The sequence below is a fragment of the Vibrio sp. 10N.247.311.51 genome (assembly GCF_041467855.1).
In the GTDB taxonomy this organism is placed as follows: Bacteria; Pseudomonadota; Gammaproteobacteria; order Enterobacterales; family Vibrionaceae; genus Vibrio; species Vibrio coralliirubri.
Genome location: NZ_JBFSVK010000021.1, coordinates 64561 through 77984 on the forward strand (window position 1 = coordinate 64561; position 13424 = coordinate 77984).

The following is a 13424-nucleotide window of genomic DNA, read 5'->3' on the forward strand; positions in this document are numbered from 1 at the left end:
GTGATTTAGCCATAAAGTTTGTTTACACTAAGCCAAATCGTTTTGTTTCTATCACCCAATAAATACGTTGGGTGTATTTATGTTGGCCAAAGAAAGCTTTGGCATAGAGGTAAAAAATGGAAAAGGTTCCAATGACAGTACGTGGCGCTCAGCAGCTACGTGACGAATTAGATCGCCTACTTAAGCTACGCCCTGTTATCTCAGCAGCTATTGGTGAAGCACGTGAACTAGGTGACTTGAAAGAGAATGCTGAATACCATGCCGCTCGTGAAGAGCAGGGTATTTGTGAAGCTCAGATCCGTGATATTGAATATAAGCTATCACTGGCTCAGATCATCGATGTAACGCAAATGGATAATACGGGCAAGATTATCTTTGGTACGACAGTGACACTGATTGATGTGGATACCGATGATGAGTTCCGCTACCAAATCGTTTCAGAAGACGAAGCAGACATCAAAACGGGTCGCATTTCTGTGAAATCGCCAATTGCTAGCGGTCTTATCGGTAAAATGGAAGGCGACGAAGTCATGATCTCTACCCCTGGTGGTGACAAAGACTTCGAAATCGACAAAGTAGAATATATCTAATTGAATTTTCTTTGTTTCTGATAAGTAAAAAGGTCGCTAAATGCGACCTTTTTCGTTTCTCACGCTACACTAAAAGATAAGCGCTGTGGCTTCCTATTAGTGAAGTTAGCTTATATTAAGCTCGCTTATTTACGTGGAATCTCGATTTTACGTGCTTCTGACTGACGGAACAGTACTAGAACTTTACCGATAGTCTGTACTTTCTCAGCTTTAGTTTCACGTACAATTGCATCGATAATCAGTTGCTTAGTCTCACGGTCTTCTGATGCAACTTTAATCTTGATCAGTTCGTGGTGGTCTAGAGCTAATTCGATTTCCGCTAGAACAGCTTCAGTAAGTCCATTTGCGCCCATTAGCACAACAGGTTTTAAACTGTGAGCTAGGCCCTTTAGATGCTGCTTTTGTTTGGTACTTAGGTTCATTACGCGGCCAATTTTCTTTACTATTAGGGTTGAAAAAACCTATTTTAACGCCATCTAAAGCTGAAGACTATAATTTATTCAGCAATTAGTACTTTCCTCCAATTTAGGTATCCAATGAGCAAACAGAAACACTCGGCCAGTTCAGGCCGTTGGTTGAAGGAACACTTCGACGACAAGTACGCAAATGAAGCAAGAAAGAAAGGCTATCGTTCACGTGCTTATTTCAAAATGGAAGAGATTCAAACGAAAGATAAATTGCTGTCTCCTGGGATGACCATTGTGGATTTGGGTGCAGCACCTGGCGGTTGGTCTCAATATGCTGCTAAGATTGTTGGAGACAACGGACAAATCATTGCGTGTGACTTGTTACCAATGGATCCGATTGCTGGTGTTAGCTTTTTACAAGGCGATTTCCGCGAAGAAGCTGTGCTAGATGCCTTGTTGGAACGTATACAACCAAACATGGTTGATGTCGTGATGTCAGATATGGCACCTAATATAGCAGGCAACAATTCTGTGGATCAGCCAAGAGCTATGTATTTAGTTGAATTAGCTTTGGATATGTGTCGACAAGTTCTAGCTACCAATGGTAGTTTTGTTGTAAAAGTATTCCAAGGCGAAGGGTTTGACCAATACGTTAAGGACGTCCGCGAGATGTTTAAAACAGTAAAAGTTAGAAAACCCGACTCTTCTCGAGCTCGATCTCGTGAAGTGTTTATCGTAGCCACTGGTTACAAAGGTTAACGATTCTCTTCCAAGAGTGAGAGTTAACAACATGGCTACAGGTTACAAACTGTAGTACCCTACCTTTAATTACAATTAGTTATCGAGAGGCTTACACCTTGAGTGACATGGCAAAAAATTTAATTCTGTGGCTTGTTATCGCGGTAGTGTTGATGTCGGTATTCCAGAGCTTCGGCCCTGGGGAAAGTAACGGCAGAGCAGTAGATTACACCACGTTTGTACAGGAAGTTGGCCAAGGCCAGATTCAAGACGCACAGTTCAATAACAGCGAAATCACTTTCACACGTCGTGGTGGTGGTTCTAAGTATGTAACTTACATGCCTGTTTATGATCAAAAGCTACTTGATGACTTAATTAATCAAAACGTAAAAGTTCAGGGTACACCACCTGAAGAGCAGAGCCTGCTTGGCACTATCTTCATCTCATGGTTCCCAATGATCTTACTGATTGGTGTATGGATTTTCTTCATGCGTCAAATGCAAGGCGGCGGCGGCGGTAAAGGCGCTATGTCTTTCGGTAAGAGTAAAGCTCGAATGATGAGCGAAGAACAAATCAAAACGATGTTTGCTGATGTTGCTGGTTGTGACGAAGCAAAAGAAGACGTGAAAGAGCTTGTGGATTACCTTCGTGACCCAAGCCGCTTCCAAAAACTAGGTGGTAAGATCCCGACAGGTATCCTGTTGGTTGGTCCTCCTGGTACGGGTAAAACATTGCTTGCAAAAGCGATTGCCGGTGAAGCGAAAGTACCGTTCTTTACTATCTCTGGTTCTGACTTCGTTGAAATGTTTGTTGGTGTTGGTGCATCTCGTGTGCGTGACATGTTCGAACAAGCGAAGAAAGCGGCACCTTGTATCATCTTTATTGATGAAATTGATGCCGTAGGTCGTCAACGTGGCGCTGGTGTTGGTGGTGGTCACGATGAACGTGAACAAACACTGAACCAAATGCTGGTTGAGATGGATGGATTCGAAGGTAACGAAGGTATTATCGTTATCGCTGCGACTAACCGTCCAGACGTACTAGACCCTGCATTACTTCGTCCTGGTCGTTTTGACCGTCAGGTTGTGGTTGGTCTACCAGATGTACGTGGTCGTGAACAGATTCTTAAAGTACACATGCGTAAAGTGCCACTATCAGGTGATGTTGAACCATCTTTGATTGCTCGTGGTACTCCAGGCTTCTCTGGTGCAGATCTTGCGAACCTTGTGAACGAAGCGGCGCTATTTGCTGCTCGTGGTAACAAGCGCAACGTATCTATGGTTGAGTTTGAACTTGCAAAAGACAAAATTATGATGGGTGCAGAGCGCCGTTCGATGGTTATGTCTGAAGAAGTGAAAGAGTCAACGGCTTACCACGAAGCGGGTCACGCAATTGTTGGTCGTTTGGTGCCTGAACACGATCCTGTGTACAAGGTTTCAATCATTCCACGTGGTCGTGCGCTCGGTGTAACTATGTACCTACCAGAGCAAGATCGCGTAAGCATGTCTCGCCAACACCTAGAATCAATGATCTCTAGCTTGTACGGTGGTCGTCTTGCTGAAGAACTTATCTACGGTAAAGACAAAGTTTCGACTGGTGCGTCTAACGATATCGAACGTGCAACTGATATTGCTCGTAAGATGGTAACGCAGTGGGGCTTCTCTGAAAAACTGGGTCCTCTTCTATATGCTGAAGAAGAAGGCGAAGTTTTCCTAGGTCGCGGTATGAGCCAAGCGAAACATGTTTCTGACGATACGACTAAGCTGATCGATGAAGAAATTCGTATTCTAATCGACCGTAACTATGCTCGTGCGAAGCAAATTCTTGAAGAGAACATGGATATCATGCACTCGATGAAAGACGCGCTAATGAAGTTTGAAACGATTGATGCAGGTCAGATTGATGACTTGATGGAACGTAAAGACGACATTCGTGAGCCAGCTGGTTGGGGTGATCAGGCGAAAGCAGAACCTGCAAAGGAAGAAGCTAAACCTGAAGCGAAATCAGAAGAAGCAACAGCCGAACCAAAAGCTGAAGAGTCGAAAGTTGAAGAGTCGAAAGTTGAAGAAGTTAAATCTGAAACAGATGATGCTCAAAACAAAGATTCTTAATTGCTAAGCTTTAAATTAAAACCCTGAGTACGCTCAGGGTTTTTCTGTTTCTAGCCTAAGATGTTTTTACCTTTAAGACCCGCCTTCCATGATATTAAAAGCACATAATAAAACGCTCGTTTTAGACCGCCCACATGTGATGGGTATCCTCAATGTTACGCCTGACTCTTTCTCTGATGGCGGAAAATTCAATTCATTAGATAATGCTTTAGTGCAAGCAGAGCGAATGATTCAAGCTGGTGTTAGCATTATTGACATTGGTGGTGAATCAACTCGCCCGGGAGCACCTGACGTTCCTTTAGAGGAAGAGCTCGCTCGCGTTATTCCTGCCATTAAAGCAATTCGCGCCAAGTTTGATGTGTGGATCTCCATTGATACCAGTAAAGCTGAAGTGATGCGCCAAGCCGTTGAAGCGGGGGCTGATTTGATCAATGATGTGCGCGCACTGCAAGAGCCCGGAGCTTTAGAGGCGGCGGCCGATGCTAATGTGCCAGTTTGCCTGATGCACATGAAAGGTCAGCCGAGAACCATGCAAGCCAACCCAAATTACGATGATGTTCTAACGGATGTTGAAGCGTTCTTAAAAGAAAGGGTGGAGGCTTGTGAGGCTGTTGGCATATCAAAAGAGCAGCTGATTCTGGATCCTGGTTTTGGCTTTGGTAAAACCATTGAGCATAATTACCACCTATTAGCGCACCTTGAAAAATTTCACACGCTTGGGTTGCCCGTCTTAGCGGGGATGTCGAGAAAATCGATGATCTTTAAGCTACTAGACAAAGCTCCAGCAGATTGCATGGTCGCTAGCGTCACTTGCGCTACCATCGCTGCAATCAAAGGTGCACAAATTATTCGCGTTCACGATGTTGAAGATACATTGGAAGCGATGAAGATAATCGAAGTGATGAATAACAATCACTAATCATAATTAAGGAAAATCAATATGTCTGATAAGAGACGTTACTTCGGCACAGATGGTGTACGTGGCAAAGTTGGCCAGTACCCGATTACACCTGATTTTGTTCTGAAGCTTGGCTGGGCTGCGGGTCGTGTTCTTGCGAAGCAAGGCACAAAGAAAGTCATCATTGGTAAAGATACTCGTATCTCTGGCTACATGTTGGAGTCTGCGCTAGAAGCTGGCCTTGCTGCTGCTGGTCTTCAGGCTACGTTTACTGGCCCAATGCCAACACCTGCTGTTGCTTACCTAACTCAAACCTTCCGCGCTGAAGCGGGTATTGTTATCTCTGCATCGCACAACCCTTACTACGATAACGGTATCAAGTTCTTCTCTTCTGAGGGAACAAAACTGCCGGACGATATCGAGTTGGCGATTGAAGCTGAATTGGATAAAGACATCGAATGTGTTGACTCATTCGAACTTGGTAAAGCGGTACGTTTGAACGATGCGGCTGGCCGTTACATTGAATTCTGTAAGAGCACATTCCCAAATCATATGACGCTTGCAGGAATGAAGATTGTTGTCGATTGTGCACATGGTGCGACTTACCATATTGCTCCTGCTGTATTTAAAGAGCTGGGTGCAGAAGTTATTGCGATTGGTGTTGAGCCAAACGGTACTAACATTAACCACGAAGTAGGTGCGACGGATGTACGTGCTCTGCAAGCAAAAGTGCTTGAAGAGAAAGCGGCATTAGGTCTTGGCTTTGATGGTGATGGTGACCGTATCATCATGGTTGACGAGCTAGGTAACAAAATTGATGGTGACCAAATTGCTTACATCATTGCTCGTGATGCACTGCGTCGCGGTGAGTTGAAAGGCGGCGTTGTTGGTACACTAATGACCAACCTTGGTATGGAAAACGGCCTTAAGCAGTTAGGTATTCCGTTTGTTCGTGCTGCTGTTGGTGACCGTTACGTGATGGAGCAGCTTCTTGCTAAAGGCTGGAAGATCGGTGCTGAAAACTCGGGGCACGTTATCCTACTGGATAAAGTGACGACGGGTGATGCTATCGTTGCTGCTCTGCAAGTGTTGGCTTCAGTTGTTGATAGCGAAATGACACTGAATGAGCTGTCTCAAGGCATGACGTTGTACCCTCAAGTTTTAGAAAACGTTCGTTTCAGCGGAGATTCTAATCCACTAGAAGCCGAAGCGGTAAAAGCAGCGGTTGTTGAAGTGGAAGCAGAGCTTGGCGAGAAAGGCCGCGTGCTATTACGCAAGTCTGGTACCGAGCCACTACTGCGTGTCATGGTTGAAGGCGAAGATGCAGAGCTTGTTCAAGCGTCTGCGCTTAAGATTGCAGATGCAGTAAAAGCAAACTGCTAATTTAACCTTTTACTTAACCGGCGTAACGAATAGCGCCTGTGATTAGAAGTGATTGAGTTATATCACGGTCAAAAGAGACGTAAATGAGTTTTGTGTCGCTTTTGACCTTTTTTTGACCATTCACTTGGTAAAGGCTTATTTTTTAGCAAATTCTCCTTGTCAGCCATCGTCGCATTCGCTAGTATTGCTCGGCCTTCAGTTAGGAGGTCGCTAGCCTTGTTCTTAAAAATAGTTTTTTGAACGGCGCTGGCTCAACAATTAGGAACATAGGTGGAAAAATGTTTACAGTTCTACTTGTGATTTACCTGTTGGCAGCGCTTGGTGTAATTGGCCTAGTGTTGATTCAACAAGGTAAAGGCGCAGATATGGGAGCCTCTTTCGGTGCTGGCGCTTCAAACACTGTGTTTGGTGCTGGTGGCTCAGGAAATTTCCTTACCCGAATGACTGCAATTTTTGCAACTACATTTTTTATCCTTAGCTTAGTGCTTGGTAATATGTCTACACATAAAACTGAGTCACAATGGATTGACCCGACCCAAGGTCAGGTAATTCAACAAGCTGATGATGCAGTGAGTGAAGTTCCGGCGCAAGGCGACGAAATTCCACAATAATCTGTAAAGATTTGATGCCGAGATGGTGAAATTGGTAGACACGCTAGCATGAGGTGCTAGTGCCTTAGGGTGTGAGGGTTCGAGTCCCTCTCTCGGCACCATGTTTACAAACTTGTAAAACATCTTGTTGGGCGTATAATGCTCGCAAGTCGGACGCGGGATGGAGCAGTTTGGTAGCTCGTCGGGCTCATAACCCGAAGGTCGTCGGTTCAAATCCGGCTCCCGCAACCAATTTCAATGCTATTATATAGCTTGTATTGGTAGCAAGTTTGCACAGTGTGAACCTCACTGTGAGTTAAGTGCGATATCGAATGTGATGGCGCTTAACATATAAGGGTCCAGCAACAAAAACCCCGGCTTATACGGGGTTTTTTGTTATCTAAGCATTTGTAAATGTATTTAGATAATGTTTGCTTGGAATTTAAATTGGGCTTTGAGCCCTTTTTTTGTTTCTGGAGTGGTTAAATGACTGGTTTAGAAAGACAACTTACTGAAATGCTTGACGCTCCAGTAGCAGCATCAGGTTATGAGTTAGTTGGATTAGAATTTATTCGTGCTGGTGAGCACTCAACGCTACGTATTTACATCGATTCACCAAACGGTATCAATGTAGATGATTGCGCTGAAGTTAGTCACCAAGTAAGTGCCGTAATGGACGTTGAAGATCCAATTTCAGTGGCTTATAACCTTGAAGTGTCTTCACCAGGTCTAGAGAGACCACTGTTCAAAGCAGAGCATTACCAACAATTTATTGGTCACGAGGTAAGCATCGTTTTGAAAATGGCTGTCGGCAACCGTCGTAAATGGAAAGGTGATATCCAATCTATCGAAGGCGAGACAGTGAAAGTATTGGTTGAAGGACAAGAAGAAGAATTCGTCCTGAGCAATATTGCGAAAGCTAACCTGATCCCTAAATTTTAGTTCTCCTAGAGAGAAGAGCTTAAGAGGCTAGATTAATGAACAAAGAAATTTTGGCGGTAGTAGAAGCTGTTTCAAATGAGAAAGCAGTTCCTCGTGAGCGTATTTTTGAAGCGCTTGAAATCGCGCTTGCAACGGCAACAAAAAAGAAAAGCGAACTAGAAATTGAAGTTCGTGTTGAAATTGACCGTAAAACGGGTGATTTCGAAACTTTCCGTCGTTGGGAAGCTGTTGAGGAAGTTGAATTCCCAACAAAAGAAATCTCTATTGAAGCTGCAAAGTACGATGACCCAGAGATCGAACTTGGCGGTTTCATTGAAGATGATATCGAATCAGTAACGTTTGACCGTATTACGACTCAAACGGCTAAGCAAGTTATCGTACAGAAAGTACGTGAAGCTGAACGCGCTCAAATCGTTGAGCAGTTCATCGATAACGAAGGCGAGCTAGTAACTGGCGCAGTTAAGAAAGTTAACCGTGACACTATTATCCTAGACCTAGGTAACAACGCTGAAGCGGTAATCCTTCGTGATGACCAACTTCCTCGTGAAAACTTCCGTCCAGGTGACCGTGTTCGTGGTCTTCTTTACGCAGTTAAACCAGAAGCTCGTGGTTTCCAGCTTTTCGTTACTCGTTCGAAGCCAGAAATGCTAGCTGAACTATTCCGTGTTGAAGTGCCTGAGATTGGTGAAGAGCTAATTGAACTTAAAGGTGCTGCACGTGACGCTGGTTCTCGTGCTAAAATCGCTGTGAAAACAAACGACAAACGTATTGACCCAGTTGGTGCGTGTGTTGGTATGCGTGGCGCACGTGTACAAGCTGTTTCTAACGATCTTGGTGGTGAGCGTATTGATATCGTTCTTTGGGATGATAACCCGGCTCAATTCGTAATCAACGCAATGGCTCCTGCTGATGTTGCTTCAATCATCGTTGATGAAGACGCACACTCTATGGATATCGCTGTTGAAGCGGATAACCTAGCACAAGCGATTGGCCGTAGCGGTCAAAACGTACGTCTAGCTTCTCAACTTACTGGTTGGGAACTGAACGTAATGACTGTTGCTGATCTTGAGAAGAAGCACCAAGAAGAAGCAGTTGCTTCTATTGAAAACTTCATGAAGCACCTAGACATTGAAGAAGACTTTGCTCAAATGCTTGTTGAAGAAGGCTTCTCTACGCTTGAAGAAGTAGCATACGTTCCTGTGAACGAGCTTCTTGAAGTAGATGGTCTAGACGAAGGTATCGTTGAAGAACTACGTAACCGCGCAAAAGACGCACTGACTACTCTAGCGCTAGCGAAAGAAGAAACTTTCGACGGTGTTGAGCCTGCTGAAGACTTACTTGCACTTGAAGGTCTTGAGCGTGAAATGGCTTACAAGCTAGCAGCAAAAGGCGTTGCGACATTGGAAGACCTAGCTGACCAAGGCGTTGATGAACTAGAAGGCATCGAAGACCTAACTGCAGAACGTGCAGGCGAGCTAATTATGGCTGCGCGTAACATCTGTTGGTTCGGCGACGAAGAATAATTCAGCAAGGAGAGAAAGCGGTATGACACAATTAACAGTTAAAGCACTGAGTGAAGAGATTGGTACGCCAGTTGACCGCTTAATTGAACAACTTGCTGATGCAGGCATGAAGAAAGCAGGGTCGGATCAAGTGACTGATTCAGAGAAGCAAACATTGCTAACGCACCTTAAAAAGGAGCACGGCGATACTTCAGGCGAAACAGAACCGACTCGTTTAACTCTTCAACGCAAGACCCGCAGCACGCTAAGTGTTGCCGCTGGAGGCGGTAAGAGTAAGGATGTTCAAGTAGAGGTACGTAAAAAGCGTACTTACGTGAAGCGCAGCACTATTGAAGATGAAGCGAAACGTGAAGCTGAGGAAGTAGCTAATCGTGAAGCGGAAGAGAAAGCACAACGCGATGCTGAAGAGCAAGCGAAACGTGATGCTGCAGAGAAAGCACAGCGCGAAGCCGAAGAAAAAGTAACACGTGAAGCGGATGCAAAACGTGAAGCTGAAGAGAAGGCTCAACGCGCACAAGCTGAAAAGGCTAAAAAAGACATGAATTCAAAAAATGCAGACGCTAACGCACAAGCGAAAAAAGAAGCGGATGAACTTAAAGCTCGTCAAGAGCTAGAAGCAACTCGTAAAGCAGAAGCTGAAGCAGCTAAGCTTGTTGAAGAAGCTCGTAAGTTAGCAGAAGAGAACCAAGAACGTTGGTCTGAAGAAGAGAAGAAGAAGAAAGAGCAAGAGAAATCTGCGGATTACCATGTGACTACTTCTACTTACGCTCGTGAAGCTGAAGATGCGGCAGATAAGAAAGATGAGAAAGCACCTCGTCGTCGCAAGAAGAAAGCAGCTCCTGCTAACCAACCTGCAAACAACCGTGGTGGTCGTAACCAACGTGGTCGTGGCGGTAAAGGTAAGCTTGCTAAACCAACTTCAATGCAGCAAGGCTTCGATAAGTCAGCGACTGTTGCTAAATCTGACGTTGCTATCGGCGAAACTATCGTTGTTTCTGAACTGGCTAGCAAAATGTCAGTTAAAGCAACTGAAGTTATCAAAGTAATGATGAAGATGGGCGCTATGGCGACTATCAACCAAGTGATCGACCAAGAAACAGCACAACTTGTTGCTGAAGAAATGGGTCACAAGGTAATCCTACGTAAAGAAAACGAACTTGAAGAAGCAGTACTAGCTGACCGTGATAGCGATGCTATCGCTGAAGGTCGTGCTCCTGTTGTTACTATCATGGGTCACGTTGACCACGGTAAAACTTCAACACTTGATTACATTCGTAAAGCACACGTTGCTTCTGGCGAAGCTGGCGGTATCACGCAGCACATTGGTGCTTACCACGTAGATACTGACAACGGCATGATCACTTTCCTTGATACTCCTGGACACGCGGCGTTTACAGCTATGCGTGCTCGTGGTGCTCAAGCGACAGATATCGTTGTACTTGTAGTTGCAGCAGACGATGGCGTAATGCCACAAACAATCGAAGCAATCCAGCACGCGAAAGCGGCAGGCGTTCCTCTGATTGTTGCTGTGAACAAGATCGATAAAGAGGGTGCAAACCCAGACAACGTTAAGAACGAGCTAGCTCAATACGACGTTATCCCTGAAGAATGGGGTGGTGAGAACATCTTCGTTCACATCTCTGCTAAACAGGGTACAAACATCGATGGTCTTCTAGAAGCAATCCTTCTTCAGTCTGAAGTTCTTGAACTTACAGCGGTTAAGGAAGGCATGGCGTCTGGTGTTGTTGTTGAATCTCGTCTTGATAAAGGTCGCGGTCCAGTTGCAACAGTACTAGTACAGTCTGGTACTCTAAACAAAGGCGACATCGTTCTTTGTGGTCAAGAGTACGGCCGTGTTCGTGCAATGCGTGATGAAAACGGTAAAGACATCGAAACTGCAGGTCCATCTATCCCTGTAGAAATTCTAGGTCTTTCTGGTGTTCCTTCGTCAGGCGATGAAGCGACAGTTGTACGTGATGAGCGTAAAGCACGTGAAGTTGCGAACTACCGTCAAGGTAAATTCCGTGATGTTAAACTAGCTCGCCAACAAAAAGCGAAACTAGAGAACATGTTCGCGAACATGACGGCTGGCGAAGTTGCTGAGCTTAACGTTGTACTTAAAGCTGACGTTCAAGGTTCTGTAGAAGCGATTGCTGACTCTCTACTGAAACTGTCTACTGACGAAGTTAAAGTGAACATCGTAGGTTCTGGTGTTGGTGGTATTACTGAAACTGATGCAACTCTTGCTGCAGCTTCTAACGCTATCATCCTTGGTTTCAACGTTCGTGCTGACGCAACTGCGCGTAACACGGTTCAGAACGAAAACCTAGATCTACGTTACTACTCAATCATTTACCAACTGATTGACGAAGTTAAACAGGCGATGGGCGGTATGCTTGCTCCTGAATTCCGTCAAGAGATCATTGGTCTTGCACAAGTTCGTGACGTATTTAAGTCGCCTAAACTTGGTGCAATCGCTGGTTGTATCGTTACTGAAGGTACGATTAAGCGTAGCAACCCAATCCGTGTACTTCGTGAAAACGTTGTTATCTACGAAGGTGAACTAGAGTCACTTCGTCGCTTTAAAGATGACGTACAAGAAGTTAAGAACGGTTACGAGTGTGGTGTCGGCGTTAAGAACTACAACGACGTTCGCGTTGGTGACCAGATCGAAGTATTCGAAATCGTTGAGGTTAAACGTACTCTAGACTAATCAGTCTGTACGACTCGACATATTGACTAAGGTTACTAACATTACTAGTAAAGGTAATAAGTAATCGGTTGTTGAATACACCATGGGGGGCTGGTAATTACCAAGCCCCCCATCTTTCTAAGTGAGAAAAGAAAATGTCAAAAGAATTTAGCCGCACACAACGTGTGTCTCAGCAGCTTCAAAAAGAGCTTGCGCTTATCCTACAACGTGAAGTTCGTGACTCACGTATTGGTATGGTAACTATCTCAGACGTAGAAGTGTCTCGTGACCTTGCTTATGCAAAAGTGTTCGTGACTTTCCTATGTGTTGGTGAGCAAACTCCTGAATCATGTCTTAAAGCTCTTAAAGAGCATGAAGTGCCAGTTCGTATGGCTCTTGGTAAGCGTATTCGCCACCGTCTAACGCCTGAAGTTCGTTTTACTTACGACAACACACTAGTAGAAGGCATGCGTATGTCTAACCTAGTAAGTGAAGTTCTGAACGACGACAAACGTAAGCAAGAAGAAGCTGGCCGCACTGACGAAACTCAGTCTAAGGGCGAAGAGTAATGGCTCGCCGTCGTAAAGGTCGCCCTATCAACGGGGTAATTCTATTAGATAAGCCGACTGGCATTTCGTCTAATGATGCACTGCAAAAAGTAAAGCGTATTTACTTTGCAGAGAAGGCAGGGCACACCGGTGCTCTGGATCCTCTTGCGACTGGCATGCTGCCAATTTGTCTTGGTGAAGCGACGAAGTTCTCTCAGTTTCTTCTAGATTCTGATAAGCGCTACGTTGTTATCGCTAAGCTTGGTGAGCGTACCAATACCTCTGACTCTGATGGTGAAGTGGTAGAGACACGTGATGTTAACGTGACTCAAGAACAGCTTGAGCGTTGCATTGCGAGCTTCAAGGGTGAAACCGATCAGATACCATCAATGTTTTCGGCATTGAAGTATCAAGGTAAGCCTTTGTACGAGTACGCACGTGCAGGTATCGAGGTTCCTCGTGAGTCTCGTAAGATCACTGTGTACTCTATTGAACTGCTTCGCTTTGAAGGTGATGAAGTTGAAATGGAAGTGCATTGTTCGAAAGGCACATACATCCGCACAATTACCGACGATCTTGGTGAAATGCTAGGTTGTGGTGCTCACGTGACCATGCTTCGTCGTACAGGTGTCGCAAAGTACCCATACGAGCGTATGGTGACTTTGGAGCAGTTAAACGAGATCCTAGAGCAAGCACAGGCGCAAGAAATTGCACCGAAAGAGCTGCTTGATCCACTGCTGATGCCAATGGACACTGCCGTTGAAGACTTACCAGAAGTAAACCTGAACGCGGAACTGACTGACTTAGTTCAGCACGGTATGCCAGTTCAGGTTGCTGGTGCGCCAACTGAAGGCACGGTTCGTATGACAAGTGGCGAAGAGAAGCTGTTTGTCGGCGTTGCTCAGATTGCTGAAGATGGCCGAGTTGCACCGAAGCGTTTGGTTGTTTTCAGAGATGAAGAGCCACAAGCTTAGCGCTTATATCGAGTCAGATCTTAGCGGT

Annotated in this window: 12 protein-coding genes and 2 tRNA genes; 13 read left to right on the top strand and 1 reads right to left on the bottom strand. The window is 45.0% G+C overall.

Annotated elements, in window-relative coordinates:
• The first annotated feature begins 116 nt into the window (after positions 1-116).
• Positions 117-590 carry a transcription elongation factor GreA gene (gene greA, locus AB6E85_RS17710; protein WP_372143406.1) on the top strand — a complete coding sequence of 158 codons (474 nt, stop codon included), beginning with the start codon at positions 117-119 and terminating at the stop codon, positions 588-590.
• A gap of 125 nt (positions 591-715) precedes the next feature.
• Here the strand turns inward: greA and yhbY are convergent, their stop codons facing one another.
• A complete protein-coding gene (gene yhbY, locus AB6E85_RS17715; protein WP_004738252.1) occupies positions 716-1012 on the bottom strand; it encodes a ribosome assembly RNA-binding protein YhbY in 297 nt (98 codons plus the stop codon).
• Positions 1013-1126: 114 nt separating this feature from the next.
• On the opposite strand from yhbY, the gene rlmE reads away from it, so the two are divergent.
• From rlmE to truB, 12 genes are all read left to right on the top strand, one after another.
• On the top strand, positions 1127-1756 hold the full coding sequence (gene rlmE / locus AB6E85_RS17720; protein ID WP_017059396.1) for a 23S rRNA (uridine(2552)-2'-O)-methyltransferase RlmE: 630 nt from the start codon (positions 1127-1129) through the stop codon (positions 1754-1756).
• Positions 1757-1863: 107 nt separating this feature from the next.
• Positions 1864-3846: an ATP-dependent zinc metalloprotease FtsH gene (gene ftsH, locus AB6E85_RS17725; protein ID WP_372143408.1), complete on the top strand. Its 1983-nt coding sequence runs from the start codon at positions 1864-1866 to the stop codon at positions 3844-3846.
• A gap of 88 nt (positions 3847-3934) precedes the next feature.
• Positions 3935-4765 carry a dihydropteroate synthase gene (gene folP / locus AB6E85_RS17730; RefSeq protein WP_050052697.1) on the top strand — a complete coding sequence of 277 codons (831 nt, stop codon included), beginning with the start codon at positions 3935-3937 and terminating at the stop codon, positions 4763-4765.
• A gap of 21 nt (positions 4766-4786) precedes the next feature.
• The gene (glmM, locus tag AB6E85_RS17735) at positions 4787-6127 is read left to right on the top strand and encodes a phosphoglucosamine mutase (RefSeq protein ID WP_048612306.1); all 1341 of its coding nucleotides are present in this window, start codon (positions 4787-4789) and stop codon (positions 6125-6127) included.
• A gap of 278 nt (positions 6128-6405) precedes the next feature.
• Positions 6406-6738 (top strand): preprotein translocase subunit SecG, encoded by a 333-nt coding sequence (secG, locus tag AB6E85_RS17740; protein WP_017059392.1) that lies wholly within the window; start codon positions 6406-6408, stop codon positions 6736-6738.
• Positions 6739-6754: 16 nt separating this feature from the next.
• A tRNA-Leu gene (locus AB6E85_RS17745) sits at positions 6755-6839 on the top strand.
• A gap of 53 nt (positions 6840-6892) precedes the next feature.
• Positions 6893-6969, top strand: a tRNA-Met gene (locus AB6E85_RS17750).
• A 234-nt stretch (positions 6970-7203) separates the two neighbouring features.
• Complete coding sequence (rimP, locus tag AB6E85_RS17755; RefSeq protein ID WP_004738265.1) at positions 7204-7659, top strand: ribosome maturation factor RimP; 456 nt, start codon at positions 7204-7206, stop codon at positions 7657-7659.
• Between the two features lie 35 nt (positions 7660-7694).
• Positions 7695-9182 (top strand): transcription termination factor NusA, encoded by a 1488-nt coding sequence (gene nusA / locus AB6E85_RS17760; protein WP_017059230.1) that lies wholly within the window; start codon positions 7695-7697, stop codon positions 9180-9182.
• Between the two features lie 22 nt (positions 9183-9204).
• Positions 9205-11895 carry a translation initiation factor IF-2 gene (gene infB / locus AB6E85_RS17765; protein ID WP_017059231.1) on the top strand — a complete coding sequence of 897 codons (2691 nt, stop codon included), beginning with the start codon at positions 9205-9207 and terminating at the stop codon, positions 11893-11895.
• 134 nt (positions 11896-12029) lie between these two features.
• Entirely contained in the window at positions 12030-12443 is a 414-nt protein-coding gene (gene rbfA, locus AB6E85_RS17770) for a 30S ribosome-binding factor RbfA (protein ID WP_017065964.1), read from the top strand.
• Positions 12443-13396 carry a tRNA pseudouridine(55) synthase TruB gene (gene truB, locus AB6E85_RS17775; RefSeq protein WP_017059233.1) on the top strand — a complete coding sequence of 318 codons (954 nt, stop codon included), beginning with the start codon at positions 12443-12445 and terminating at the stop codon, positions 13394-13396. Before rbfA ends, truB begins: the two co-directional genes overlap by 1 nt.
• The last annotated feature ends 28 nt before the right edge of the window (positions 13397-13424 follow it).

Excerpts from the sequence above, each read along its gene's own strand:
- greA (WP_372143406.1), top strand. The coding sequence starts at position 117 with ATGGAAAAGGTTCCAATGACAGTACGTGGCGCTCAGCAGCTACGTGAC.
- yhbY (WP_004738252.1), bottom strand. The coding sequence starts at position 1,012 with ATGAACCTAAGTACCAAACAAAAGCAGCATCTAAAGGGCCTAGCTCAC.
- rlmE (WP_017059396.1), top strand. The coding sequence starts at position 1,127 with ATGAGCAAACAGAAACACTCGGCCAGTTCAGGCCGTTGGTTGAAGGAA.
- ftsH (WP_372143408.1), top strand. The coding sequence starts at position 1,864 with ATGGCAAAAAATTTAATTCTGTGGCTTGTTATCGCGGTAGTGTTGATG.
- folP (WP_050052697.1), top strand. The coding sequence starts at position 3,935 with ATGATATTAAAAGCACATAATAAAACGCTCGTTTTAGACCGCCCACAT.
- glmM (WP_048612306.1), top strand. The coding sequence starts at position 4,787 with ATGTCTGATAAGAGACGTTACTTCGGCACAGATGGTGTACGTGGCAAA.
- secG (WP_017059392.1), top strand. The coding sequence starts at position 6,406 with ATGTTTACAGTTCTACTTGTGATTTACCTGTTGGCAGCGCTTGGTGTA.
- rimP (WP_004738265.1), top strand. The coding sequence starts at position 7,204 with ATGACTGGTTTAGAAAGACAACTTACTGAAATGCTTGACGCTCCAGTA.
- nusA (WP_017059230.1), top strand. The coding sequence starts at position 7,695 with ATGAACAAAGAAATTTTGGCGGTAGTAGAAGCTGTTTCAAATGAGAAA.
- infB (WP_017059231.1), top strand. The coding sequence starts at position 9,205 with ATGACACAATTAACAGTTAAAGCACTGAGTGAAGAGATTGGTACGCCA.
- rbfA (WP_017065964.1), top strand. The coding sequence starts at position 12,030 with ATGTCAAAAGAATTTAGCCGCACACAACGTGTGTCTCAGCAGCTTCAA.
- truB (WP_017059233.1), top strand. The coding sequence starts at position 12,443 with ATGGCTCGCCGTCGTAAAGGTCGCCCTATCAACGGGGTAATTCTATTA.